Below are 25,305 nucleotides of genomic sequence, written 5' to 3' on the forward strand. Positions count from 1 at the left end.
GAGCGTGAGGCCTTTTTCATCCTTTGGCAGGATGTGGCAGCCGACGCAGGCGGTATCATGTGCAGCGTTGTGGATTCCATAAGACAGTTGAACCTGGTAGTGGCAGTCGAGGCAATAAACAGCCTCCCCGTTCTGGCCCCGATAAATGGTATCCATGATTTTGGGATCGGTATTGTTATGACAGGTGGTGCAGGAGAGTTCCCGGCTGAGATGCTCGGCGACCATCTGCTGGTGACAACTCATGCAGAGCTGGCTGGCCGCCGGTTCGGGACTGAAAAAAGCCATGTCATGGGACGATTCGTGGTTGGCCCCGTCGTGACAGTTGGTGCAGTTCAGGTCGGTCAGAACAACATAGACCTTCAATTTCGGATCCCATTGCATGAGGTGGCAAGTCGTGCATATGAGCCCCTGGCTGTTGGCGACCGCATGGTGGATATCTTTGAGGCCGGATCCGTGGCAGGGGGTGCAGTCTACATCCTGAAAGGTGCTGGCGTCAGCGTTTGTGGGGATAAGGGCAAACGATGCGACCAGGAGCAGGGCGACCAGGGTGTTCCCTGTCCATAGACGATTTTCCCTTGTTGCTCTCTTTTCCATTTTTAGCGGCCTCCCAACGAAATGGTGGTTAATGGGCTCAGCGGCTGCCCGGGGTACGTGTATTGATGCATTCAAGGATCAAGGCGGTTCGCGATTTTACGTTTGTTATCTCTTGCGCTGTGAACAGAACCTGGCCCGCAAACAAGCACGATCATCGCCATGGATCTTCTCATTGAGCGTATTGTTGCGGCCGCCTTCTTCATTTAATCCCTCTGTGCTTCGGTGTTCTGGGATCCATCCCACCCGACCGCCGAACCATTTTATTCGATCAGATTTTCGATGCTGGCCCGCGTCCCCAGGCTTTTTACATGCGCCGCCAGAGTTCTGTTGGCATAGTCGCTCTGCAGGAATTGGGCGATAAAGTCACGAATCTGGTCATAGGGGGGGATTGTCCCCTTCGGTTTTTTTGCGATGACTTCCAGAATATGAAAGCCGTACTTGGTTAACACAATTTCGCTGAGCGTGTTCGGCTCGATGGAAAAGGCGGTCTCATCGAACTCCGGCGGCATGAAGCCGCGCTGAATTTTGCCCAGGTAGCCCCCGTTTTCGGCGACGAAGTCTTCCGAATACTCTTCTGCAACCTCTTCGAAGGGGGAGCCGCCGAGGATCAGCCGGCGAACCTCTTCGATCGATGCGCGGGCCTTCTCCCTGGCTTCCGGACTGGCGTCTTCGGGGATCGCAATGAGAATGTGGCGCACCAGGACTTCATCGGCAATGGATGCGAGTTTTTGCTTGTGGTTATCGTAGTAGTCCTTGACTTCAGCCTCAGGCACCTTCGGGTTGGCCAGGCCGTTTTGCGCCAGGTACTCTTTGATGAGGACTTGACGCCTGGCTGAATCGGTGAGTTCCTGCTCATTTTGGCTGGCGTCCGAGGAGGCCTGGCCGGCTTGCCGATGGGCAATCTCCCTGGCGACCTTCTCCTCGAGATCAGCAATGTTCAGCTTCAGGGCTTCCTGGTAGACCAGCTCGGTGGCAATCATCTGCTGCAGGGCTTTTTTCTGGAACCCCTTGCGGCCGGCATCGGTGATGCTTTCGGATACGCCATACTTGCGGTAGGAGCGAAGGCTGGCATCAACCAGAGGGTCAAGCTGGTCTTCGTAGATCGGCTGGCCATTGACCAGGGCGGCTACGACCCTGGGTTTGTTTTCTGCCCCCTGGGTATGATCGTCGGGGGCTGCCGGAGAGGGGACCGCCAGGGCCGTGGTGGCGCAAAGACAGCCGAATGCCGTTATCCAGGTTTTCAACGTTTTCATTTGCATGGTTCTTCACTCCTGTTGCACTGACTATTGGACGATAACCTTCTGAATCAGGATGTTGGCAAAAGCTCCCCTTGTCCCTTTAGGCAGCAGGGCAACCTCCAGTGGCGAGGTGCTGGCATCGATCATCAGCGTCACCTCGGAGGGATTTTTGTAATTGAAGCGGATGGAGGTTGAAAGCTCAGGGACCAAAACGCCGTCGCGGTAGGATTTGACATCCAGGTTCCGCAGGCTGTCGTTGGAAATCATGATCTCGAAAAGACCGTTGGCCAAGGGGATAGTCGTGGTGCTGTCAGATGGTGGTCCTTTGATCCGTTCTACCCTCAGGAGTCTTTCCGGGGGCGTTGACGATGCCGGAGCCACGCGAACCATCCCGAATCCATACGTCTCGTCCCTTCCGAAAACGCCGAGATCGTTTGCGGTTCTCTGCAGCTGAAGGCGCACATCCCGGGCGTCGGTGATGCCGTCGCCGTTGAGGTCGCTTGCTCCGGCAGAAAAGATCAGCGCGGCAGCCCCGGCGACATGGGGGGCAGCCTGGGAGGTGCCGGTCATGATGTTGTAGGTATCGCCGCCGATGGTCGAATTGATGCCGACACCGGGGGCGGCCAGTTCCACCTCGGGGCCGAGCGCGCTGTTGAAATAATTTTCGTCGGTCGCCCCGATCGCGGTCACCGCGATCACTGTATCAAGGCGGGCCGGGTACATGACCGGATTGCCGTAGTTGTTGCCGGCGGCGGCCACCAGCAGCACACCGGCATCGGCAGCGGCCTGGCAGGCGTCAGCGACGGCCTGGGAGTAGACCGACGAGCCGATGCTGATATTGGCGATGTCCATGCCGTTGGTTGCGGCCCACTCGATACCGGCGATCAGCGCACTGGTACTACCGAAGCCGTCTCCCCCCAGAACCTTGACCGCATAGAGCTCGGCTTCCGGGGCGACACCGACGACGCCGGTGTCGTTGAGGACGGCGGCGATGATGCCTGCCACATGCGTGCCGTGGCTGTTCCAGCTGTCATCGAAGGAGTCGGACTCGGTGATGAAATTGACCCCGCCTTTGAAATTGGCGGCCAGTTCGGGGTGGTTGTAGTCGATGCCGGAGTCGATCACGGCAACCTTCACCCCGGCGCCGGTGATCCCCTGGGCGTGGGCCTGGGCGGCGCCGATATGGGCTACGCCCCAGGCATTGTCGTACTCGATTCCGCCGAGTTCCGGGTCGACTGCCATCACCGGGAGATCTTCTTCCATGTAGGCGACCTTGGGGTTCTTTTTGAGTTTTTCGCGGCTTTGCTCCGAAAGGATCGCGGCCATGGCTCGAACATGTTTGAACTGTCGCTTGATTTTTCCGCCGTGTTCGCGGATCAGGGCGTCTTCGCTAACCCCCGGTTTCTGATGGAAGCCGATGATCATTGCCTTATCCGCCGCCGCGCTGACAGGCGGACTTAGCAGCAGGGTCGCAATAAACAGGCTCATTGTTGCAAAGTGCGCGTTTTTCATTTGGATTGTCCCCCTCTTTTTAGCGAATTCTGGCTGAATTCATATCGAAAAGGCTGGTTGCGGATATATTTATCTGACCTGCCGGATGGTCTGGGTTGGGGCAAGAGTTCCTTAGGATTGCTGCCGGTTGGGTCCTGGGGTGTTGTGTTAAAACGGTGCATGCTTGACCTGTCTGGCTGTTGTGGGTTTTGACATATGGGTGGGGGCTTCCAAGGAAGCTCCCACCCCGGTTATGCCGCGTCTACCACCGTGCCGGGGCACGGTGGTAGACGGCTAGGAGTTAATGGGGCCTGCTGCTAGCGGCAGTAGCGGCTCTTGCGGCAGTCACGGTCGTCACAGTCGGTGCGGCCGTCGAGGTCGTTGTCGATGCGATCGTTGCAGATCTCGTCCGTGGGGACGGGGGCCGGCGGATCGACAGGAGGCACGGTGGTGCCGCCGGAGACGTTGGCGGAAGCGCTGCCGAAGACAGCCGCTACCTCAACCTTGGTGCCGCAGGCAGGGAACTCGGCTACGATCTCGCTGTCGGTCCAGGAAGAAACATCGCCAGCCACGGTGTCGGTCACGGTTTTAGTGACGTCCTCGTAGATCGGACGACCCTTCTTGTTGTAGCCGACAATTTCACGGGTGGTGGTCGTGGTCGTCACGAGGGAGCTTACCTTGGTCACCGCGCCGAAGCCGTCGTAAGCGGTGAACCCGCCACCGGTGATGGTGGTGGTGCCGCCGACGCAGGCCGCATCGCTGATGCTCACCACCGGGGTGATCGCCAGGTTGATCGGGTTGCTCAGCATGAGGAACTTCTTGGCCACCAGGGTGTAGTTGCCGGCCGCCTTGGCGGGGATGGTTACGGTCAGGCTGTCGTTGGCGATGCTGTCGGGGGTCAGGAGAGTCTCGGCCCCGGCTGCGTCGGTCAGCAGCACCTGACACTCGTAGCCCCTGAAGCCGCCGAACATCGGGTCTTCAACCAGGTTGGTGAAGGCCGAGCCGCGCAAGGTGATCTGGGTGGCGGTGCCCGCCGGCAGCCGCGATTTGTCTACGCCGCTGATGAAGGGGATCGCCGGGCCGCCGGCAGGAGCAGCCTGCTCGACACCGTCACTGCCATGGCAGCCCCAGCAGTCCCACTGGGCGCCGATGTGGCCGTAGCCGGCGTCTTCGAGGCCGGGGACGATGACGGTTGCGTTATCGACCATCTCGGTTCCAATGACGCCGGGGCCGCTGTAGATGTTGCGCGGTACCATGCCGGTGGCCATCGAGTTAACCTGGATGTTGTGCAGGGTGGCGACGCTGTGGCAGCGCTCACAGGCGCGGATCCTGTACATGGGGGTGTTGGCGAACTGCGTTCCGCCCATCGCCGGGGGAGCGGGATCCTGGGTGTTGTGGCACCAGGTGCACTTGCCATTCGGGTCGCCGATGTCGGTGGGAACGAAGAGGCCGGTGCTGTGGTGGGTCTGGGCGTTGGTGAAGACCAGTACGCCGTTTTCGAGGGTGCCGGTTTCCAGGTTGGCGTCGTGGCAGAAGTTGCAGTTTCCTGCTTCCTTGCCACCGTAGATGAGCGTGGCGCCGTTGTAGACGGCGGGGGCGTTGATGTTGGTGGTGTCGCCGTTAGGCTTGGCGCTCGGCCAGGGGGTGACCATGCTCGGCCGGTAGTTTGGCACGTAGTGGGCGTCGCCCGCATTGGCCGGATCGGCTGCCATGGTGGTGAAGGTGTCGGTGGGGTTTTCCACCAGGTTGTGGCAGGCTTCGCAGTCGCCGGTCTGGGCCAGGGTGGTGGCGTGGTGGACGGTCACACCGCCGACCTGCATGTGGCAGAGGGTGCAATCGCGGAAATTCGGATCGAGATCGTAGACCCCGGTCATCGGGTTCCAGATAAAGGTGTGGCAGCTGGTACAGGCATAGGCCTGGCCGATAATGCCGTTCGGTGCTGCCGTCGGATCGGTGATGATCTGATCGGCCGTGGGGGTTGCGCCCACGGCGGGAACCAGGCCATGGTGGCGGCTCGGCAGGTAGGTCGGCTCGACCGGAATCCCGGCGGGCGGATTCTGGTTATGGCAGAGGCGGCAGTCGGCTTCGGCCAGGTTGTTGAAGGTGCTGTCGGGGATGCCGATGAGCTGGTTGACCGGTGGCGGCAGAACTTTGGCCCAGGCGGTTGCCGAGACGAGCAGGGTGGCCAGCATGGCCAGGATCAGCCTTACGGAGTTTCTTTTGTTCATTTCGTTTTCTCCCATGGTGGTTGTCAGGTTCTGACAGGTGAAACATCATTTAAGTTCGGCTACTGAGAATCTGGGCTTTAAAACACCTCCTTTCGCAAGGTCATGCCGAAGTGACCGATATGCGAGGGTCTCCCCGTCCACCCGGAACAGCGGTCGGCGTTTGTCGGGCCGCACTGGCCTTAACGGGGCCGCAGAAAGCCCCCGGATGTTCCGAAGGCGTCGGGCGACCGCTAGAGGAGCCTGGTTGTATGAAATGGCGGGTCGAGCCGTTTGCAGGAGTATTGAAGTATGGAAGATGAAGACGACGCCATTGTCAAACTCCCCCCTCTTTGACGTTGCTAGCACACGCAAACATGAAACTGTGGCAGGTCATGATACCGGATCAGGTATCATTATTAATTAAAATTAGTTTGCGCAAGCTAACGTTGTAACCATAGAGCAAGGAGTGGTGTTGTCAAGAGGGAAAATTATTAGCAATTAACTATTGGCGCTCCATGGAGTTGATTAAGAGCCCCGAGAGGTTTTGTTTGCGCAACTAATAGTCTAATCGGTTTGGTGGGTTGCATAGCGAACGGTCTGCTGATGGGGTGATAGTGGAACCAGGTTTTTTTGGGAGAGGGATTACGCGGCGGCTGGCATAACCTGTCGGCCGGAGTGTGTACTGCGCTGTGGCGCTGACAGTCGTTTGTTGATGCGGCTAAGGGGATACCGGCAGGCTGACGATGAAGGTGCTCCCCCGGCCGACCGCACTTTCTACCGCGATGCTGCCGCCTAAAGCCTTGATGATGCCGTAGGAGACCGAGAGGCCGAGGCCGGTGCCTTGCTTCTTGGTGGTGAAGAAGGGGTTGAAGATCTTTTCGCGGATTTCCGATGAGATGCCGGGGCCGGTGTCGGTGATGCGGATTTCGACAGTGCCATTGTCAGTGTGGCTGCTGATACTGAGGGCGCCTTTGCCGTCCATGGCCTGCAGGGCGTTGATCAGGATGTTGGTAAAGACCTGCCGCAGTCGTTCGCCGTCGGCGACGACCGGCGGCAGGCTGGCAGCGAGTTCCCGGCGGATCGATACCTGCCGCAGCGGCACCTGGTGGCTGATCTGGGCCAGGATTTCCTCGATGAGGGTGTTGACTCGCACCTGCTCCGGGTGAATGGTCTGTTCGCGGGCGAAGGCCAGCATGCTTTCAGTGATCAGCGACACCCGCTCGGTCTGTTTGAGGATCTCTTCCGCTTCTTCCCGGCCGGATTCCCCCGCCGGGATCTCCATCAGCAAAATTTCCACGTTGCCGCGGATGATGGCGGCCGGGTTGTTGATCTCGTGGGCGACCCCGGCGGCCAGCGAGCCGATGGCCGCGAGCTTTTCGCTGCGCAGCAGTTCCTCCTGGGCGCGCATCAGTTGGAGGCCCTTCTCCTCCAGTTGGGCAGTGCGCCGGGCGACCTGTTTTTCGAGGTCGCGGGTGAGGCTGCCCAGTTCCTCGTCGCGCTGCTTGAGGGCGGCTGTCATCCGGTTGAAGGCGGCGGTCAGCTGGCCGATTTCATCTTCGCCGGGCAGTGGCAGCAGGATGTCCCGTTCGCCGGCGGCGACCCGCTCAGCGCCGGAAGCCAGCTGCAGGATCGGCTTGGTAAGGTGGCGTGAAATTTCCCGCGACAGCAGGTAGCCGACTCCGCCGCCGATCAGCAGCAGGGCGAAGAGGCCGAACCAGGCCTGTTTCTTCAGGTTGTTGAAGGGGGCCTCGAGCAGGCCGACGTAGAGGGCGCCGACCGGTTGGCCGGCGTGGTCGAGGATCGGTTCGTAGGCGGTCAGGTACCAGCGGTCGACCACCTTCGCCCGGGCCAGCCAGGTTTTCGAGCGGTGGAGTACTGCCTCGGCTACTTCTTTGGATACCCGGGTGCCGATGGCCCGCTGTCCGTTGTTGAGGCGGATGGTGGTGGCGACCCGGATGTCGCCGAGAAAGATAGTCGCACCGCCGATCTCGGTCCCCTCGAAGGTTTCGCTGCCGTAGACGATTTCGCGGATACGGTCGACCAGGGGGAGGTTGCCGCTGAGCAGGACGCCGCCGTACAGGCAGCCGAGAACTTCGCCGTTGTTATCGTGGGCGGCGGCCGCGCCGATCAAAAACAGGCCGCGATTTTCGATGGCGGAAGGCCCCTGGCCGGGGGGGGCGATGCGGGCGCGGGCGGCCAGCTCGCTGCCCTCCATGAGCAGGGCATCTACTTCGATCAGCAGGGCGCCGGAGTAGTCCCGCCCGTTAAGAACGTCGGGCAGAAAGGGGAGCTCCGCTAAGGGGGGAGCCTGCTCGTCGGCGTCAGGATTGGCACTGCGCACCAGGATGCGCCCTTGCCGGTCGGTGAAGTTGAGGATGTCGAGCCCTTCGCGACGGCGGATCACATCGAGTTCAGCCAGGATGCGCGGGCGGTCATCTTTCACCAGGGCGTCCTGCAGGCCGGTGGAGTGGGCGGTAAAGCGGATCACGTCCTGTACCCGCTGCTCCTGGTTGCGCAGAATCTCTCGCGCCGAGTTGAGGTCGTTGCTCACTTTTTTCTGGGCTTCGCCGACCACCCAGGCGTTGATCAGGTAGGAGGCCGCCAGCGAGACCAGCAGCAGCACCACCACCAGCGGGGTGAGAGCGGCCAGGGTCAGCTTGCCGCGGATGGCGAGGGAGCCGAAGGGGGGCTTGCTCATGATTCGTCATCCAGGTCGGCGGGGGTCAGATCGTATTCCTTGATCTTGCGGTCGATGGTCTTGCGGGTGACGCCGAGCAGTTGGGCCGCCTGGCTCTTGTTCCACTCGGTTTGACGCAACGCGCGGATCACCTGCAGCCGCTCGGCGTCACGCAGGTTGAGGGGCGGGTTTTCCCCGGCATCGACAGTGTGACGCGGTGCTTCGGGGCGGGTCTTGAACGGCAGCATCGTGACGGTGATGAATTCGCCCCGGGCGAGGATGGCGCCGCGCTCGATGACATTTTCCAGCTCGCGGACGTTGCCAGGCCAGTGGTAGCCCTGCATCGCCTGCAGCGCCTCGGGGGTGATCCCCTTGGGGGGGCGCCGGGCCTTGCGGATCATCGCCTGGAGAAAGTGCGCGGCCAGCGGTTCGATGTCCTCCGGGCGCTCGCGCAGGGGGGGGAGCTCGAGGGCAATGACATTGAGCCGGTAGTAGAGGTCTTCGCGAAAGTTGCCCCGGGCCACTTCTTGTTCCAGGTTCTTGTTGGTGGCAGCGACGAAGCGCACATCGACCTGTCGGGGGCGGGTGGCGCCGACCGGGATGAACTCTCCGAGCTGCAGCACCCGCAGCAGCTTGGCCTGCAGGGACGGGCTGAGGTCGCCGACCTCGTCGAGAAACAGGGTGCCCTCGTGGGCTTCGTCAAGCAGTCCCTTCTGGGCCTGGGTGGCGCCGGTGAAGGCCCCCTTGACGTGGCCGAAGAGCTGGCTCTCGAGCAGGGTTTCCGAGAGGGCGGCGCAGTTGATGGCGAGAAAACGGCGATGGGCGCGGGGGCTGGCGTAATGGATGGTGCCGGCGATCAGTTCTTTGCCGGTGCCGCTTTCGCCGAGGATCAGGACGCTCGAATCGCTGTCGGCGACCTGCAGGGCCAGCTCGTAGACTTCGCCGAAGCGTTCGCTGCGGAAGATCGGCTCGGTCGGCGCGAGGCGCTCGCGCAGTTCCTTCTTCAGCGAGCTGTTTTCTTCGATCAGGCGCTCCCGCTCCAGGCAGTGCTGAACCAGGGCGAAGAGCTTCTCCTGCGGAAAGGGTTTGGACAGGTAGTCGTAGGCGCCGATTTTCATCGCCTCGACCGCCGACTCGATGGTGCCGTGACCGGTCATCATGACGATGGTCAACTCGGGGCGGGCCTTTCTGACCCGGCGCAGCACCTCGATGCCGTCCATTTCCGGCATCTTCACGTCGAGCAGCAGCAGGTCGCCGCCGGCGTCGGTCTCTTCGAGGCTGCGCACCAGCAGGGTCGGGCTGGCAAAGGTCTCGACCTGGTAGCCCCAGGCCTGCAGCATCTTGCCCAGGTAGCGCCGCATCCCTTCTTCGTCGTCGCAGATCAGAATCCTGTTTTCCATAGCACTCCCCCGCACTCTAGTTTCCGATTGAGACGCCATGATACATGCAATTATCGGCTCCATCCAGAAACTTTCCCTTCATATAGTCAATTCCTCCGCAGTTCCCTGACTTTAGCTGATTTATGCGGATTGTCGCCAAAGGCTGTCGTTCGTGTCGAGGTGGGTCGTCGCGACCCTTCTGGGTCATTTGTATGCGGCCGCATCGGCCCTTTCTGGGGTTTTGCCAGTTTTTGCACAGTTTTGTTAGTGTCTGTTTTGACTGAGGAAAAAAGTTTTACTGTATACCGTAAACAGGTTTGGCATGAGCGTTGCGCTAAGGGCAGAAACCCTGTGCTTTGTCATGGGTCAAATCTGAAAAGGAGAGAATGAGTTCATGGGTATTTCAAGAAGAAACTTTCTCAAGGGGAGCGGGCTGGCTGCCGGCACCATGGCGCTGACCGGCAAGCCGGCCCAGGCCAGTGTCGATTCGCCGGAGATGCGCACCAAGGGGCTGCAGGTCAGCACCACGGTCTGTCCTTACTGTGCGGTCGGCTGCGGCATGCTGGTCCACACCAAAAACGGCAAGGTCGTCAATATCGAGGGAGACCCCGAGCACCCGATCAACCAGGGGGCCCTCTGTTCCAAGGGGAGCGCCCTGTTCCAGGTGGCCAACAACGAGCGGCGTCTGACCAAGGTGCAGTACCGCGCCGCCGGCAGCGACAAGTGGGAAGAGAAGTCCTGGGACTGGTCCATGAACCGCATCGCCCAGCTGATGAAGGATTCCCGCGACAAGAACTTCGTCAAGAGCGAAACTCTGGACGGCAAAAACTACGTTGTCAACCGCAACGAGGGGATGGCCTTTCTCGGCGCCGCCGCTCTCGACAACGAGGAATGCTACCTGTGGGGTAAGTTCGCCCGCGCCTTGGGGGTCAATTACCTCGAACATCAGGCTCGAATATGACACAGCGCCACGGTTGCCGGTCTGGCAGCCTCCTTCGGTCGCGGCGCAATGACCAACCACTGGAACGACATCCAGCATGCGGATGTCATCCTCTGTATCGGCTCTAACCCGGCCGAGAACCACCCGATCTCCTTCAAATACGTCGAAAAAGCGATGGACAACGGCGCCAAGCTGATCAGCGTCGATCCCCGCTATACCCGGACCTCGTCCAAGTCGGACCTCTACGCCCAGCTGCGTCCGGGGACCGACATCGCCTTCATCGGCGGCATGATCAACCACGTGCTGCAGAACGACCTGATCCAGAAGGATTACGTCGTCGACTACACCAATGCCTCGTTCCTCATCGACGACGGCTTCGATTTCAACGAAGGGATCTTCAGCGGCTACAACGCCGAGACCTTCAGCTACGCCAAGGACAGTTGGAAGTACAAGGCTGACAAGGACGGCAACGCCCTGCGCGACAAGACCCTGCAGGATCCCCGCTGCGTCTATCAGCTGATGAAGAAGCACTACAGCCGCTACACCCCCGCGCTCGTTTGCGAGATCACCGGTACTGCGATCCAGGACTACATGGCCGTGGTCCGCACCTTTACCGCCACCGGGCGTCCCGATAAGGTGGCGACGATCATGTACGCTATGGGCACCACCCAGCACACCTACGGCACCCAGAACGTCCGTTCCTATGCCATGCTGCAGCTGCTGCTGGGCAATATCGGTATGGCCGGCGGCGGCATCAACGCCCTGCGCGGCGAGTCCAACGTTCAGGGCTCGACCGACTACGCCATCCTCTACCACATCCTGCCGGGCTACCTGAAGGTTCCTGATTTCAACCACGTTGACTACTCGACCTATCTCGACAAGACGACCCCGAAATCGAGCGATCCCAACAGCGCCAACTGGTGGAGCAACACCCCCAAGTACATGACCAGCCTGCTCAAGGCCTACTGGGGCGATCATGCCACCGCCGAAAACGGCTTCTGCTACGACTACCTGGCGAAGAAGAGCGGCAATTATTCTTTCATCAATCTGATGGATCGCCTGCAGGTCGGCGGTTTTGAAGGATTGTTCTGCATGGGGACCAACCCCATCGTCGGCGGTCCCGATGCCAACGCCATCGCTAAGGGTCTCGACAAGCTCAAGTGGATGGTCGCCGCCGACCTCTGGGAGACCGAGACCTCGATCTTCTGGAAGCGTCCCGGCGTCGATCCCAAGACCATCGACACCGAAGTCTTCCTGCTGCCGGCAGCATCCAGCGTCGAGAAGATGGGAAGTATCTCCAACTCGGGGCGCTGGGCCCAGTGGCGCTACAAGGCGGTGAATCCGCCCGGACACGCCGAGAGCGATGCCTTCATCGTCGACCAGATGTTCAAGCGCATCAAGGCCCTGTACGAGAAGGACGGAGTCTTCCCCGAGCCGATCGTCAACCTGTCGTGGGATTACGGCAACGGCCATGAGCCCGACATCGATATGGTCGCGAAAGAGTGCAACGGCACCTTTCTGCGCGATGTGGAGATCAAGGGCAAGCTCTACAAGAAAGGGGAGCAGGTTCCCAGCTTCGCCTTCCTGCAGGACGACGGTTCGACCAAGAGCGGCAACTGGCTCTACTGCGGCTCCTACACCGAAGCCGGCAACATGATGCAGCGCCGCGGTCTCGAAGACCCTACCGGCATGGAGATGTACCACAACTGGGCCTGGTGTTGGCCGGTCAACCGCCGCATCCTCTACAATCGCGCCTCGGTCGATCTCAACGGCAAGCCGCTTAATCCTAAAAAAGCGGTCATCGCCTGGAATGCCCTGACCAAGAAATGGGAAGGCGATGTTCCCGATGGCGGCTGGGCGCCGATGAGCGAAGACGGCACCAAGAACCCCTTCATCATGATCCCCGAAGGCTATGGCCGCCTGTTCGCCGCCGGTCTCGCCGACGGACCGCTCCCCGAGCACTACGAGCCGATCGAAAGCCCGGTTTCCAACATGATGACCCGCCAGCAGACCAACCCGGCGGTGTCGGTTTCCTGCATTGTCAGCAACGTCGACAAGTTCCCCTACGTCGGTACCACCTACCGGGTCTCCGAGCACTGGCAGGCCGGGGCCATGACCCGTAACCTCCCCTGGCTGGTCGAACTGGTGCCCGACATGTTTGTCGAGATCAGCGAGCAGCTGGCCGAATGGAAGGGCTTGAAGAACGGCGATATGGTCACCGTCTCGACCGAGCGCGGATCGATCGAGGCCAAGGCCCTGGTCACGTCGCGGATCAAGCCGCTGCGGGTCAGCGGCCGGATGATCGAGCAGGTCGGTCTCCCCTGGCATTTCGGCTTTGCCGGCATGGCCAAGGGCGGCAGCGCCAACGTCCTGACCATGGCGGTGGGCTGTGCCAATACCACGATCCCCGAGTACAAGGCGTTTCTGTGCAATATCGTGAAAGGGGGTACTGAGGCATGAGTTCCCGCAAAGATTTTTCCAAAGACAAGGTCTTCCTCATCGACATGACCAAGTGCACCGGCTGTCGCGGTTGCCAGGTCGCCTGCAAGCAGTGGAACCAGCTGGAGGCTGAAAAGACCGAGTTCTTCACCGGCGAGGGGTATCAGAATCCCCCCGCCATGTCCGAGTACACCTTCACCCGGATCAAGTTTCGCGACTACCAGAAGAACGGGCAGAACGAGTTCGCCTTCTATAAAGAGATGTGCATGCATTGCAACGAGCCGGCCTGCGCCTCGGTCTGCCCGGTCGGTGCCTTCGAAAAGACGGCCGAAGGTCCGGTCATCTACAAGGCCGACCGCTGCATCGGCTGCCGTTTCTGCATGATCGCCTGTCCCTTCGGCGTGCCCAAGTACGAGTGGAGCAAGGGGCTGCCGCTGGTCAAGAAGTGCACCGGCTGTTACAGCCGGGTCAAGGAGGGGATGAAGCCGGCCTGCGCCGCCACCTGCCCGACGGCGATCACCTACGGCCCCCGTGACGAGATGATCAAGGAAGCGGAGCGCCGCCTGAGTGAGTATCCCGACAAATACATTCACAAGGTTTACGGGATGGATCAGGCCGGCGGCACCAGCGTCATCTACCTGACCAGTCTTCCTTTCGACGAACTCGGCTTCAAGCCGGTCACCATGCGTCCGCTGCCGGGCTACACCTGGCAGGCCCTGCGCCTGGTGCCGGCCGCCTTCCTCACCGTAGGGGGCGGATTGTCGGCCATTTCGTGGATCAACCACCGCAAGGACCGCCTGAAAAAAGAACGGGAAGAAGCCGAGGCGGCCCAATCGACCAGCGAGTCCAAGGAGGACTGACCGATGACTGCAGCCAGATATGTTGTTAATGAAATTAAAGGCTACCACCGGTTCATCAAATTTTTGATCGCGCTGGTGGTGATCGCCGCAATCGCCTCCCTGGCCCGTTTTGTCTTCGGCCTGGGGGCGACCACCAACCTCAACGACACCTACCCCTGGGGGCTGTGGATCAGCTTCGACGTGGTGACCGCCGTGCCGCTGGCGGCCGGCGCCTTCACCCTCGGGGCGATCGTTCATGTCTTCCACATCAAGAAGCTCGAACCGCTGGTGCGGCCGGCGATCGTCACCGGCTTCCTCGGCTATTCGCTGGTCTGCGTCGGCCTGGTGCTCGACCTCGGCCAGCCGCACAAGGGCTGGCACGTGCTGCGCTACTGGAACCTGCACTCGCCGATGTTCGAGGTCGCCATGTGCGTCATGGCCTATACCACCGTCCTCTTCCTCGAATTCCTCTCGCCGGTGGCGGAGAAATTCGGCTGGCACCTGCCGCTGCGGGTGCTGCGCTGGCTGGAGATGCCCCTGGTCATCGCGGCCGCGGCCATTTCCACCCTGCACCAGTCGTCGCTGGGAACCTTCTTCCTGATCGCCGTCGACAAGCTGCACAACCTCTGGTACAACCCGCTGCTCCCGTTGCTCTTCTGGGTCAGTGCGATCTGCACCGGCATGTGCATCATCATCATCGAGGCCACCTCCTGCCACAAGTGGATGGGGCAGCCCAACGAGGGGGTGCTGCTGCGCACCCTGGCGAAGATTCTGCCATGGACCCTGGCTCTCTACATCGGCCTGCGGATCTACAGTTTGATGGCGCTTTCCGATGGGCCGTTTTTCGATCGTCCGGCGCTGACCCTCTCCTTCGTTTTGGAAATGTGTGTCGGCTTCATCCTGCCGATGATCATGTTCACCCAGAAGTCGGTGCGTGAAGACGACCGGCGCCGGGTCATCGCCGCCTGCCTGGTCGTCTTCGGCCTGGTGCTCAATCGCTTCAACGTCTCGATGTTCGGCATGATGGATCCCAACGAGATCTATTACCCCTCGATCATCGAGTCGTTGGTGACCATCGGGATCATCGCCGGCCACATCCTTTTCTTTGTACTGATTGCCAAGTACTTCCCGATCTTTGAGCACCATCCGGAAACGGTCGATTACACGATTCCTGATCATTTCCACAAGATCGATGACGGTCATCCGGCCGAAGCCAAGGCGGCCCACGGCGGATAAGGAAACACCCCCACCCTGACCCTCCCCCTTGATGGGGGAGGGGACTTTTCTTGTGGATAACGGTTTCAATTCCTGCCTGATGGGTGAGACCGTTCCCTCTTTCTCAGGGTGAGGGGCTGGCGTGAAAAAATGATCAAAGGAACAAGCCATGGATCATTCAAGGAATCGCACCATCTACCAGTTTAAAAGCGGCAGCCTGGCGGCAAAAGAACGGCAGGTCGTTCAGGAATTCCCACTGCGGCTGACGGTTAACGGCCGCGAACTGGCGACCCTGATCGCCTCTCCCCATCAGCTCAACTTTCTGGTGGCCGGCTTCCTGCGCAACCAGGGTTTCGCCGGCCATCTCGACGATTTTCTGCAGCTCGGCATCTGCTCTGATTTCGGTGCCGCCCAGGTGCGCCTGAAACGGGAAATTCCCGAGCGGCTCAAGCCGACCCTCACTTCCGGCTGCGGCACCGGCATCACTTTCAGCCTGCCGGAGGCGGCCGCGCCGGCTGAGCTCTCCGCTGCGCCTGCGGCAACCTTCAACCCTGATGCGGTGTTCGCCCTGATGAAAGAGCTGCATCGGCAGGCCGAGAACTACCAGAGCCACGGCGGCATCCACTCGGCGGCGGTTGGCGACGGCCAGCGCCTGCTCCTTTACGCCGAGGATCTCGGCCGCCACAACACCCTTGACCGCATCGCCGGCGAAGCCCTGTTCAAAGGGATTGACCTGTCCGGCAAGATGCTGGTCAGCTCGGGGCGGGTCTCCACCGAGATGGTGGCCAAGGCGGCCCGGCTCGGTATTTCGCTGATCGCTTCGCGCACTTCGCCCACCGACATGGCAGTGCAGATGGCCGAGCAGGCCGGCATCACCCTGATCGGCTACCTGCGCGGCGAAAGCTTTGAAGTCTATTGTCATCCGCAGCGACTCGCCGCTCCCCGGCTGCTGCCGAAGATCGCCGGTGTCACCGGGGTTATCCTGGCCGGCGGCGAATCGCGTCGGATGGGGAGCGACAAGTCGCTGCTGCCTTTGGCCGGCGGCCGCTTCATCGAGCACGTCTACCGGCAGATGGCCGAACTGTTCGACGAGGTTGTGCTGGTGACCAACTCACCGTCGCTGTACGCCGATCTCCCCTGCCGCAAGGTCCCTGACATCTACTACCGGCAGGGGGCGCTGGCGGGGATCCACTCGGGGCTTTGCCATGCCCGCAGCGAACGGTCCTTTGTCGTTGCCTGCGACATGCCCTTTCTCTCTGCCCCGGTCATTCGTCAACTCTGTGCCCGGGGTGACCAGGGAGATGTGGTGATCCCCCGCAGCGGCCACGGTCTCGAGCCGCTGCACGCGCTCTATTCCAAGCTCTGCCTGCCGGCGATCGAACAGGTGCTCGACGCCGGAAGGCGTAAAATTATCCAGTTTTTCCACGAAGTGCAGGTGGTCGAGGTGCCCGCAGCGGAACTGCTGCAGGTCGATCCCGAGGGGATGTCCTTTCGCAACATCAACACCCCGCAGGAATACTTCGCCCTGCGCGACCAGCTGCCGGTGACCCCGGACCCGGCTTGCGCTGCGGCGAAAAAAACAGCCGCCGCAGAAAAAAGTGCAAATTCCGGTAGGCGGATGGCGTAATTCGCTATATAATGACAACTCTCCGAATCGTATGGCCTACCGGGTTCATCCCCAAGGCCTGCGGTCTACGGGTTCGGCTGGAAACGGCCGGGCCTCCCTTTTGGAAAGGAGACCCTCGGTTGACTGGCGTACGGTGCCGGTTGGAGGCCCTTTCCGTTTCGGGAGGGGCTTTTTTATTTCGCCACTTTACGTCAACCAAGGAGATCCAACATGTTCATCACCCGCTTCCTTCTCGTCCTGCTTCTGCTGCTGACCACCCTGACCCCTTCGCTGGCCGGCGCCGAGGAGCGCCTGCGCCTGGCCACCACCACTTCGACGGAAAACTCCGGCCTGCTGGCCGAGCTTCTGCCTCCCTTTGAGAAGGCCAACGACTGCAAGGTCGACGTGATCGCGGTCGGTACCGGCAAGGCCCTCAAGCTCGGCGAGGCTGGTGACGTCGATGTGGTGATGGTTCATGCCCGGAGCCTGGAAGATGCTTTTGTCGCTTCCGGCTACGGCGTCGAGCGCAAGGACGTGATGTACAACGACTTCGTCCTGCTCGGTCCCGCGGCCGATCCGGCCGGCGCGCGCGGCAGTGCCGACGTGGCCGAGGCGATGCAGAAGATTGCCGCTGCCGCCGCCATTTTCGTCTCTCGCGGCGACCAGTCGGGAACCCACAGCAAAGAAAAAGAGCTCTGGCAGGCGACCGGAGCGGCACCGGCCGGGGACTGGTATCTCGAGGCGGGGCGCGGCATGGGCGAGGTGATCACCATGGCCACCGAGCGCAAGGGCTACACCCTCTCCGATCGCGGAACCTGGATCGCCTTCGCCGACAAGAGCGACCTGCAGATTGTTTCCGAGGGGGACAAGCGGCTGTTCAATCCCTACGGGGTGATCATGGTTAATCCGCAGCGGCACCCCCACGTCAAGCAGAAGCTGGCCCAGTCCTTTATCGACTACCTGCTCTCCGGTGAAGGGCAGGCGGTCATTGCCGGTTTCAAGAAAAACGGCAAGAACCTCTTCTTTACCTACTGAGACGAAGATTTGAGTTTCATCGGCGAATCATTCAGCACCGCCATTGCGCTGCTCTTGGCCCTCGACAGCGAGGTTCTGACCACGGTCTGGACCTCGCTGTGGGTCTCCGTCGTGGCGATACTCATCGCCATGGTTGCCGCGGTGCCGCTGGGAGGCGTGATCGCCCTGCGCGGCTTCTGCGGCAAGCGGCTGGTGCTGACCCTGCTCAATACCCTGATGGCGCTGCCGACCGTGGTGGTCGGGCTGCTCGTCTACGGCCTGATCAGCCGCCAGGGGCCGCTGGGCGAGTTCGGTCTATTGTTCACTCCCTGGGCGATGGTGATCGGCCAGGTGGTGCTGGCGGTGCCGATCGTCGCCCATTACACGGTGGCGGCGGTGGCCGGGGCCGACCCGCGCATTCTGCCGACCGCCCGCACCCTGGGCGCCGGGCCGGTACGCAGTGTGCTGCAACTGCTGCTGGAAGTGCGCTTCGGCATCATCGCCGCGGTGGTGGCCGGTTTCGGCCGGGTCATCGCCGAGGTCGGCGTGGCGATGATGCTCGGCGGCAACATTCGCGGCTACACCCGCACCATGACCACCGCCATCGCCCTGGAAACCAGCAAGGGGGAGTTCGCCTTCGGCCTCGCCCTCGGCCTGGTGCTGATGGCGGTCGCGTTGCTGGTCAACCTGTTTCTCAACCTGCTGCAGCAGAGGTGATATGTGACACCCCTTTATGAACTGAACAACATCGAGCACCGGCGCGGCAATCAAAGCGTGCTGCAGATCGACCGGCTCGAACTGCAGGCGGGCCGCCTTTACGCCCTGACCGGCGCCAACGGCGCCGGCAAGAGCACCCTGCTGCAGCTGCTGGCCCTGCTCGAGTGGCCGACGTCCGGCACCCTGCGCGTCGATGGTCTGCCGCTGCCGCTGCAGGACCGCCATCTCTGCCGCCTGCGCCGGGATATCACCCTGGTGCACCAGTCGGCCTTTCTCTTCTCCGGCACGGTGGCGGCCAATCTCGCTTTCGGTCTGAAGCTGCGCGGGCTGACCCGGCGCGAACGGGAGCGGCGCACCCTCTGGGCGCTGCAGACCGTCGGCCTGGCCGGTTTCGCCGAGCGGCGGGGCAACCAGCTTTCCGGCGGTGAAGTCCAGCGGATCGCCCTGGCCCGGGCCCTGGCCCTCAACCCTCGCATACTGCTGCTCGACGAACCGACCGCCGGCCTCGACGGCGACAGCGCCTTGGCTTTCGAAGGGCTGCTGGCCCGTCTGCGCGACCAGGGCCTGTCGATGGTCATGTCGAGCCACGATCCGCCCCTGGTGCAGCGCCTGGGGGCCGAGGAAATCCGCCTGGTCCAGGGGCGGATCCTGGGGCAGCCTTGCTCCAATAATAAATCCAATCGGCTGACCGCCACCGGGAGTCCCTTATGTCTAAATCCTTTGAAGACGCACGAACGCTGATACTCGCCCAGGTGCGCCCGCTCGCCGTCGAACGGGTCGATCTGCTCGACGCCGTCGGCCGCGCTATCGCCGAGCCGCTCGACGCCGGCCTCGACATGCCCCGTTTTGACAACTCGGCGATGGACGGTTATGCTGTGCGCGCCGAAGATTGCCAGCCTGGCACGGTGCTGCCGGTGATCGGCTACATCCCCGCCGGCGGCCGGGCCGAACCGGCCCTGAGACCCGGTTGTGCGGTGAAGATCATGACCGGCGCGCCGCTTCCCCCCGGCGCCGACGCGGTCGTCCCTTTTGAAGAGACCGACTCGGGGGACGCCGCAGTGACCATCCACGGCAAGGTGAAGGCGCAGGACCACATCCGCTTTCGCGGCGAGGACATCACCGCCGGCCAGCGGGTGATGGAAGCCGGAACCACCCTGCGTCCGGCGGAGATCAGCCTGCTCGCTTCCTTCGGCTGCGCCCGGGTGGCGGTCTACGGCCGGCCGAAAGTGGCGATCCTCTCCACCGGCGACGAACTGGTCGAGCTCGGCCAGCCGCTGACGGACGAGACCATCATCAACAGCAACTCCTGGTCGCTGGCCGCCGCGGTCAAGGAGGCCGGCGCCGAACCGGTGATGCTGGGCATTGCCCGCGACAACCTGGAGAGCCTGCGCGAAAAGCTGACCGCCGGGCTGACCTGCGACGCCCTGATCACCTCGGCCGGGGTCTCCGCCGGCGACCGCGACCTGGTGCGCGAGGTGCTGGAAGAACTCGGCGTGCAGCAGCTCTTCTGGAAGATCGACATCAAGCCGGGGCGTCCCACCGCTTTCGGCATGAAAGGCGCGGTGCCGGTCTTTTCCCTCCCCGGCAACCCGGTCTCCAGCATGATCACCTTCGAGGAATTCGCCCGGCCGGCCCTGCTCAAGATGATGGGGCACCGGCAGGTGCTCAAGCCGCTGATCAAGGCGACCCTCAAGCAGCCGGTAAAGAAGAAGCCGGGGCGCACCCACTTCATGCGGGTCACGGTATTCGCCGAGAATGGCGAACTGGTGGTGGCCAGTTCGGGGGATCAGAACACCGGCATCCTGCGCACCATGCTGCGTGCCAACGCCATCGCCATCCTCTCCGCCGAGCGCGAACGCTACGAAGCCGGCGAGGAAATCCAGATTCATCTGCTCGATCAGGTTACTGACCTGGCCAATTGATAGGAGTAATCATGAGAAGCAAGGCCATTTCCTTTGTCGCCAAGTCGGGGACCGGCAAGACCACCCTGCTGGAGAACGTCATCGGCGAGCTGAAAAGCCGCGGTTACAGGGTCGGCGTCATCAAGCACGATGCCCACCAGTTTGATATCGATCATCCCGGCAAGGATAGCTACCGCCTCACCGCCGCCGGCGCCGACACCATGCTGATCAGTTCGCCGGCCAAACTGGCCCTGGTCAAGCAGCATTCGGCGTCGCCTTCGCTTGACGAGTTGCTGGCAACCTACTTCACCGACGTCGACCTGGTGGTCACCGAAGGCTTCAAGAAGAGCGGACTGCCAAAAATCGAGCTGCACCGCAAGGAGCGCAGCCCGACGCTGATCTGCCGCGGCGAGGAGAATGACCCGACTCTGCTGGCGGTGGCCAGCGACGACCAGCTCGATCTCGACGTGCCGCTGCTCGACCTTAATAATCCCGCCGCCATCGTCGATTTCGTGGTGTCGGCCCTCAATTTGCGCAAATAACCATTTCCCAATAAAGGAGCAACACGTATGTTCGGACTCGGAACCCAGGAAATGCTGATCATCCTCGTGCTGGTAATGATCGTCTTCGGCGCGGGCAAGCTTCCGCAGGTAGGAACCGCCCTCGGCAGCGGGCTGAAGAATTTCAAGAAGGGGATGAAAGAGGGCGTCGAAGAAGCCCAGATCGTTGATGAGAGCGACAAGCCGGCGGTTTGATGTTTTTCGACAGTGGGACGAACAATAGCCACCTGCTCTGCGGGTGGCTATTGTCGTTGCGGGCCGGGTATGTGCCGCTTGCGCTTTTTTCAGGAAGCAGATCTTCTGCGCCAGGGTGCTTTTGCGGGCGCTGTCTTTCCGCGGTACCTTCCCTTTTTGCCGACAATGGGAAAGGGAGAGGGAGTCCTCTTCAATGGGTTCAAGGGCTTATGGTGAAAGCCGAAGTGAGCCCGCGCAAAAGCCGCCGGTCGGGGGTGGAGGAGCCGCGGCCGGCTACCAGAAAGGGGTGATGCAGCGAGGCTGGATATAATGTCTGAGAGCCTCGACATCTTCAAGGCGCAGCCCGATAAACTGAATGCCAAGGCCGCACGGAAGGTGAGGCTTGAGTTTGTCCTCCGGGTAATTGACCCAGGCGATGCGCCCTCCACAGGCGATGATGCGCTGTGGGTCGGTGAGAGCGAATTCCAGGTGCAACGGAGTCCCCGGAGCGAAGATTTGGTCGGTTTCCAGGAAAATGCCACCGCTGCTCAGATTGATTGAATAGTCAGAAAGTACTTCGCGAGTTCCATCCAGGGTGAAGGAGACACGGATGCGCGCTGGGATGCGAGGAGCCTGGCGGCCACTGAGGCTCAGATAGCGGGCGGTAACCTCCAGAACCTGATGCCGGTCAAGGGGTTTGTTGATGATGTCGTCGCAGCCTGCCAGCCGGCATCGCTCCAGATCAGCATCGTTGGCCGTCATGGTGATGATCACGACCGGAGTCTTTTTCAGCAGGGGGTCGCTTTTGATTAGTCTGCAGGCTTCGTCGCCGTTCATCACCGGCATGAAGAGATCCATAAAGACCAGGTCCGGTTTCTCCCTGCGTACCGCCTCAAGGGCTTCCTGACCATTGCGTGCGACCAGCATGTCGATCTCGTCCCGGTTGAAGAGGCTTTGCTCCAGTTCCAGAAAAAGTTCCATATCATCAACAAACAATATTTTTTTTTTCTGCCATATGGACACCTTCTCGGTCTTGCCAAGGGCAAATGAGCCCTTGCCGGATTTCCATGTCCCGTAATTAATACGTTAATTACGCAAGAAGGTCAATTGCTTATGGAGCGTTTCAGGGGCAGGAGATTCATCCGGCGGTTCATGCTGAGTTTGCCTGGGCATGCCATGGATTTCAATCCGGGGAAAAAAGAAAAGGGCAGATGATTCAGGCGGAAGATGAAGTATAATGCCGTGGCCCCAGGGTACTCATCCTTTCGCAGGGGGGGCAGAATAACTATTTCCATCAAGTGATGAGAACCGTCTATGCGGCATGTTTTGGCCTGGATGTGGCTGACATTTCTGACCCCTCTCTTTGCGTCCTGCATCGCCGCCCCCCGGGTGGCCAGCAACGTGGAGACATCTTCATATTCCCTGGTCTACGATCTGGCCTCCAATTATGAGCTCAAGATCAGTTCGCCGGATCTGAACCGAAAGGTGGCTGCTCAGAGCCCGGGCCGGCCTCGCCTGCTTTTTCCTTCTGATAATGGTCTCTCCGATCCGTCGATCACCTCGCTTGAAAATCTCAAGATTTCCCTCGACAGCGATGCCCCCTCCCCGCAGGCCGGTCTGCTCTTGAAGTTTTCCGACGACGAGGGACGGCTTCTTGACCGGGCCGAACTGGACACCCGGGTGGTCGATGAAGCCTGGGCCCTGGGGCTTGGCCTGTCGAGCCGCACGACCTGGGGCGATGAGGGCGTTCCCGCTTATGCCCTGGGGGTCTCCTCCGAGTTGAGCGGCCTTTGGGCGCCGAGCGATGGGGCTGTCGTTCGCGAAGGGCACACCCTGCGGATTCCCGAAAAAACCGGGGTGCGAAGTTTCGCCCAGGCCAGCGGGATTGCCGAAGACGACCTGCTGACAGCGCTGGCCGAAGAGGGTGTTTCCGCCTCTTCCGACAGTTTCCTCGATGCCGAGGCCTGGCAGCTCATCGGCCAGCGGTTCGGCCTTGCGATCGAACCCCGACGGCGCCATTACCTGGGATTTCACGATGTCGCCGCGGGGCTGGGCGACGATGGCACCAGGACCCTGCTGCTGAGCCTGGGCGGTTTTCTGCCTGAATGGGGGGGGGAGCTCGTCACCACCTACCGTCTGCTGCAGAACGATGAAGATTCCGGTTCGGATCGGGCCGGCTTCACCGAACAGGCGCTGGGGCTCACCTATGTCGAGCATTTCGAGCGCTGGTTAAAGTCGTTCAGTCATTCGCTGAGCTACTTCGATTACCGGGAGAATGATCTGGATGAAGCCACGTCTGCCGGGGCGGCCGAGACTCTCGCGCAGATCCCGGAGGACGGGGAGCGGTGGCGCAACAGCACCCTGCTCAGTGCCGGCAGCGACCTGGATTTTCCATTTCTCGGCCTGATCAAGGGCTACCGCATGGATCTCAGCTATGAAACCGAAACCATCGTATTGCGCTCGGAGTCCGGCGATGCGCGGCGCAATACGGTGGTGGGCAGCCACCTGAAAATAAAGACCGACCTGGGCACATTTTACGGCCGGGTCCAGCAGTCCGAGGCCGTCCGCAAGCTGATGTTCGGGGTGCAGAAGCAGGGGTGGGCCGATTCACAGTTCAAGCTTTACGTCGAGGACATCAATCCCCTGACCTCCGGAATCGCTGAAACCAGGGTCAGCGGTCAGCTCCACGTGCCCCTGGAGCGGTCGCTGTTCGACGTCTTTACCCTCGATGTCTGGAAGATCGCCGAAGACAACCTGTTCGCGCCGCTGCGGCGCCGCGGCTACCTGGTCCCCATTCGCGGGCGCCATGTGCCGGACCTGAACAACAGCAGTCCGGGGGGGATCCCCTGACGGGAGCGGCCGCGGATGAAATTTTCCCTCTGCTCTAATCCGATCCTCGAATCATGCCGTATGCTTAGTCGGCTGGGGAGGCTTGGGGAACCGGCGGGGGCAGCTGGTGTCCGGATAAGAAGCGATCGAATTGCTCGCGATCGATCGACTCTTCCACCAGCAGCAGCTGCGCGAGCGCGTCGATCGTTTCACGCTGGTCGGAAACAATTTGTACGGCACTCTCCTCGGCTGAATGCACCATGTTCTTGATTTCCTGATCGATGATCCAGGCCGTTCTTTCGCTGAAGGTCTTTTCGGCGGCCAGCTTGCGGCCGAGAAAGGGGTGCTCTTCGCCCCGCGGATAACTGAGCGGCCCCAGGCGCTCGCTCATGCCCCATTGACAGACCATTTTCTCAGCAAGGTCCATGACCTGTTTCAGGTCGTTTTGAGCCCCCGTCGAAAACTCACCAAAAAACTCCTTTTCGGCGGCCCGCCCGCCAAGCATGACCGCCATCCGGCTGCGCAGATAGCCGCAGCCAAAATGGTAACGATCGTCTTCGGGCAATTGCTGTGTCATGCCCAGCGCCTGCCCGCGCGGGATAATGGTGATCTTGTGGATGGGGTCGGTATTCGGCAGGCAACTGGCGACCAGGGCATGTCCGGCTTCGTGGATGGCGGTGATGCGCTTCTCTTCGTCGGTCATGAAGAGCTTGCGTTCCATTCCCATCAGCTGCCGGTCCTTGGCCCGCTCGAAGTGACTTGCGCTGACCCGGTCGACATCCTCCCTGGCGGCGATCAAGGCGGCCTCGTTGACCAGTCCCTGGAGGTCGGCACCGACCATGCCGGGGGTCCCTTTGGCAATCACTTCAAGGTCGACATCCTCGGCCAGAGGCATTTTGCGGGTATGCACTTCGAGGATTTTGGCCCGGTCCCGCCAGTCCGGGCGTTCGATGATCACCTGCCGGTCAAATCGGCCCGGCCGCAGCAACGCCGTATCCAGTACATCCGGGCGATTGGTTGCGGCCAGCACGATCACTTCGTCGTGCGGGGTGAAGCCGTCCAGCTCCGACAGCAGCTGGTTCAGGGTCTGCTCCCGCTCATCGTTGCCGCCACCGAGCCCGGTCCCGCGGGCCCGACCCACGGCATCGAGTTCATCCACGAAGATGATGGTCGGAGCCTGTTTCTTGGCGTTGGTAAAGAGATCGCGAACCCGGCTGGCGCCGACGCCGACGAACATCTCGATAAACTGCGAGGCCGAAATGCTGAAGAAGGGGACCTCGGCTTCTCCGGCTACGGCACGGGCCATGAGGGTTTTTCCGGTCCCGGGCGGCCCAACCAGCAGGATTCCCCGCGGCACCTTGCCCCCGAGTTTTTCAAATTTATGCGGATCTCTTAAGTACGCGATGATTTCCTGGAGTTCCTGCTTGGCTTCGTGCAGGCCTGCGACGTCGTCAAAGGTTACCCGCGACTGTTCCGGGGAGTACA

General features: G+C 61.3%; 19 protein-coding genes and 1 riboswitch. Of the genes, 11 read left to right on the forward strand and 8 right to left on the reverse strand.

Annotated elements, in window-relative coordinates; all coding sequences use genetic code 11:
• The 6 genes from ABYV89_RS03250 to ABYV89_RS03275 form a co-directional block, all read right to left on the reverse strand.
• The coding region (locus tag ABYV89_RS03250) for a cytochrome c3 family protein (protein ID WP_432821490.1) at positions 1-363 on the reverse strand (363 nt) is incomplete at its 3' end.
• Positions 364-854: 491 nt separating this feature from the next.
• On the reverse strand, positions 855-1,847 hold the full coding sequence (locus ABYV89_RS03255) for a peptidylprolyl isomerase (protein WP_432821491.1): 993 nt from the start codon (positions 1,845-1,847) through the stop codon (positions 855-857).
• Between the two features lie 30 nt (positions 1,848-1,877).
• Positions 1,878-3,344 carry a S8 family serine peptidase gene (locus tag ABYV89_RS03260; protein ID WP_432821492.1) on the reverse strand — a complete coding sequence of 489 codons (1,467 nt, stop codon included), beginning with the start codon at positions 3,342-3,344 and terminating at the stop codon, positions 1,878-1,880.
• Between the two features lie 296 nt (positions 3,345-3,640).
• Positions 3,641-5,551: a hypothetical protein gene (locus ABYV89_RS03265; protein WP_432821493.1), complete on the reverse strand. Its 1,911-nt coding sequence runs from the start codon at positions 5,549-5,551 to the stop codon at positions 3,641-3,643.
• A gap of 697 nt (positions 5,552-6,248) precedes the next feature.
• Positions 6,249-8,228, reverse strand: coding sequence for a cache domain-containing protein (locus ABYV89_RS03270; protein WP_432821494.1), 1,980 nt, complete (start codon positions 8,226-8,228; stop codon positions 6,249-6,251).
• Positions 8,225-9,607, reverse strand: a complete 1,383-nt coding sequence (locus ABYV89_RS03275; protein ID WP_432821495.1) for a sigma-54-dependent transcriptional regulator — start codon at positions 9,605-9,607, stop codon at positions 8,225-8,227. Before ABYV89_RS03275 ends, ABYV89_RS03270 begins: the two co-directional genes overlap by 4 nt.
• A 373-nt stretch (positions 9,608-9,980) precedes the next feature.
• Between ABYV89_RS03275 and fdnG the strand changes: the two genes are divergently transcribed.
• The 10 genes from fdnG (at position 9,981) to ABYV89_RS03325 (ending at position 21,012) form a co-directional block, all read left to right on the forward strand.
• Positions 9,981-12,986 (forward strand): formate dehydrogenase-N subunit alpha, encoded by a 3,006-nt coding sequence (fdnG, locus tag ABYV89_RS03280; protein ID WP_432821496.1) that lies wholly within the window; start codon positions 9,981-9,983, stop codon positions 12,984-12,986.
• Positions 12,983-13,825 carry a 4Fe-4S dicluster domain-containing protein gene (locus ABYV89_RS03285; protein WP_432821497.1) on the forward strand — a complete coding sequence of 281 codons (843 nt, stop codon included), beginning with the start codon at positions 12,983-12,985 and terminating at the stop codon, positions 13,823-13,825. Before fdnG ends, ABYV89_RS03285 begins: the two co-directional genes overlap by 4 nt.
• A gap of 3 nt (positions 13,826-13,828) precedes the next feature.
• Positions 13,829-15,040, forward strand: coding sequence for an NrfD/PsrC family molybdoenzyme membrane anchor subunit (nrfD, locus tag ABYV89_RS03290; RefSeq protein WP_432821498.1), 1,212 nt, complete (start codon positions 13,829-13,831; stop codon positions 15,038-15,040).
• A gap of 148 nt (positions 15,041-15,188) precedes the next feature.
• Complete coding sequence (gene fdhD / locus ABYV89_RS03295; RefSeq protein WP_432821499.1) at positions 15,189-16,646, forward strand: formate dehydrogenase accessory sulfurtransferase FdhD; 1,458 nt, start codon at positions 15,189-15,191, stop codon at positions 16,644-16,646.
• Positions 16,647-16,654: 8 nt separating this feature from the next.
• A riboswitch (molybdenum cofactor riboswitch) is annotated at positions 16,655-16,773 on the forward strand.
• A gap of 83 nt (positions 16,774-16,856) precedes the next feature.
• Positions 16,857-17,660, forward strand: a complete 804-nt coding sequence (locus tag ABYV89_RS03300; protein WP_432821500.1) for a substrate-binding domain-containing protein — start codon at positions 16,857-16,859, stop codon at positions 17,658-17,660.
• Positions 17,661-17,669: 9 nt separating this feature from the next.
• Positions 17,670-18,356, forward strand: a complete 687-nt coding sequence (locus tag ABYV89_RS03305; protein WP_432821501.1) for an ABC transporter permease — start codon at positions 17,670-17,672, stop codon at positions 18,354-18,356.
• A 3-nt stretch (positions 18,357-18,359) separates the two neighbouring features.
• Entirely contained in the window at positions 18,360-19,097 is a 738-nt protein-coding gene (locus ABYV89_RS03310) for an ABC transporter ATP-binding protein (protein ID WP_432821502.1), read from the forward strand.
• Positions 19,064-20,278, forward strand: coding sequence for a molybdopterin molybdotransferase MoeA (locus ABYV89_RS03315; protein WP_432821503.1), 1,215 nt, complete (start codon positions 19,064-19,066; stop codon positions 20,276-20,278). Before ABYV89_RS03310 ends, ABYV89_RS03315 begins: the two co-directional genes overlap by 34 nt.
• An 11-nt stretch (positions 20,279-20,289) precedes the next feature.
• Positions 20,290-20,799, forward strand: a complete 510-nt coding sequence (mobB, locus tag ABYV89_RS03320) for a molybdopterin-guanine dinucleotide biosynthesis protein B (protein ID WP_432821504.1) — start codon at positions 20,290-20,292, stop codon at positions 20,797-20,799.
• A 27-nt stretch (positions 20,800-20,826) separates the two neighbouring features.
• Complete coding sequence (locus ABYV89_RS03325) at positions 20,827-21,012, forward strand: twin-arginine translocase TatA/TatE family subunit (protein ID WP_432821505.1); 186 nt, start codon at positions 20,827-20,829, stop codon at positions 21,010-21,012.
• A 273-nt stretch (positions 21,013-21,285) separates the two neighbouring features.
• Here the strand turns inward: ABYV89_RS03325 and ABYV89_RS03330 are convergent, their stop codons facing one another.
• A complete protein-coding gene (locus ABYV89_RS03330) occupies positions 21,286-22,014 on the reverse strand; it encodes a response regulator (protein ID WP_432821506.1) in 729 nt (242 codons plus the stop codon).
• A gap of 291 nt (positions 22,015-22,305) precedes the next feature.
• On the opposite strand from ABYV89_RS03330, the gene ABYV89_RS03335 reads away from it, so the two are divergent.
• Positions 22,306-23,841, forward strand: coding sequence for a hypothetical protein (locus ABYV89_RS03335; protein ID WP_432821507.1), 1,536 nt, complete (start codon positions 22,306-22,308; stop codon positions 23,839-23,841).
• Between the two features lie 64 nt (positions 23,842-23,905).
• Here the strand turns inward: ABYV89_RS03335 and ftsH are convergent.
• Positions 23,906-25,305, reverse strand: a 1,400-nt coding sequence (gene ftsH / locus ABYV89_RS03340) for an ATP-dependent zinc metalloprotease FtsH (protein WP_432821508.1), incomplete at its 5' end; no start/stop codon positions are given.

This window comes from Trichloromonas sp., assembly GCF_041583255.1.
GTDB lineage: Bacteria > Desulfobacterota > Desulfuromonadia > Desulfuromonadales > Trichloromonadaceae > Trichloromonas.